This is a genomic window from Plebeiibacterium marinum (genome assembly GCF_026013615.1).
GTDB classification, from domain to species: Bacteria; Bacteroidota; Bacteroidia; order Bacteroidales; family Marinilabiliaceae; genus Saccharicrinis; species Saccharicrinis marinus_A.
Genome location: NZ_JAPDPI010000184.1, coordinates 1 through 306, shown reverse-complemented (window position 1 = coordinate 306; position 306 = coordinate 1). Strand labels below are relative to the sequence as shown.

Genomic DNA, 306 nt, shown 5'->3' with positions numbered 1-306 from the left:
GATTATATTGCCAACCTGGTGTATACCGATGGACAAAAAAGCTTTTTTAGCACCGAAGAAGGCCGTGCCATACCTGTAAAAAATGGCGACAATACCCGCTGGCACTTTGAGTACAACCTGAAAGACCATCTGGGCAACACCCGTGTAACCTTTGGGGGCAGCATGATACCAGGAAGTGCCGACATTGTACAAACCAGCAGTTACTACCCTTTTGGTTTGGTTATGGAACAAAAAAACTACAACTCCGCTACAACCAATTACCAACAAAACAAGTATCTTTACAACGGAAAAGAAATCCAGGATGAC

1 protein-coding gene is annotated in these 306 nt (G+C 43.8%); it reads left to right on the top strand.

Annotated elements, in window-relative coordinates; translation table 11 throughout:
• Positions 1–306, top strand: a 306-nt coding sequence (locus tag OM074_RS21415; RefSeq protein WP_301202743.1) for a hypothetical protein, incomplete at both ends; no start/stop codon positions are given.